Below are 737 nucleotides of genomic sequence, written 5' to 3' on the forward strand. Positions count from 1 at the left end.
CCTGCGCTGAGCCTGCGCTGAGCCTGCGCTGAGCCTGCGCTGAGCCTGCGCTGAGCCTGCGCTGAGCCTGCGCTGAGCCTGCGCTGAGCCTGCGCGCGGTTCCGGCTGGGCTCCCCCACTCCAGCGAGCCGGCGTAACCGGCAACGCGGCGATCCGTTCGGCTGGAGGGCTGGCCTTGGGAGGACTGGCCTTTGGAGGGCCGGGCCGTCTGGCCGGCCGGGTCTTGCCCAATACAGATCTTGGAAAGCTGCTGTTCCGGGCGAACTGTCCGGCGAACCGCAACTCGAACATCGGCATCATCGCCCGATATAGACGATATTTCGTGACTTACCAATGACCAGCACGGTGCCGTCGCGGGTCACCGCCCTTCGGGCGTCGACGACCTGCTATCCGGGACGACCGTCCTGCTAACTGGGACGTGATCGCGGCCTGCGAGGAACCGCCGGGGCCGCCGGGCCGGAGTCCGACCACGGCCGCGCAGACCTCAAGCCCGGAAGCTGCCTAGTCTGCGCTCTTCGCGGCGCGGCGTGGCGACGGGATCCCGATTGGCGTGGTCGGTTCCTCATCGGCGAGTTCGTCCGGCGGCCGTTCCATGTTCATGACGGTCATCGTGGTGCGGTCGTGGTCCTGGGCCGCTTCGACGCCGGGCGGGACGATGCGGCTGGTCGGGTCTTCGGCGAAGTTGGGCCGCTCGGCGTCCGCGATCGACACGGCGCCATCCATCGACACGGCGCCCT

Annotated in this window: 1 protein-coding gene; it reads right to left on the minus strand. The window is 69.2% G+C overall.

The window, feature by feature from the left end; all coding sequences use genetic code 11:
- Positions 1-501: 501 nt before the first annotated feature.
- A partial coding sequence (locus Ari01nite_RS16645) for a hypothetical protein (RefSeq protein ID WP_203782168.1) occupies positions 502-737 on the minus strand: 236 nt, incomplete at its 5' end.

The sequence above is a fragment of the Paractinoplanes rishiriensis genome (assembly GCF_016862375.1).
Classification (GTDB): domain Bacteria; phylum Actinomycetota; class Actinomycetes; order Mycobacteriales; family Micromonosporaceae; genus Actinoplanes; species Actinoplanes rishiriensis.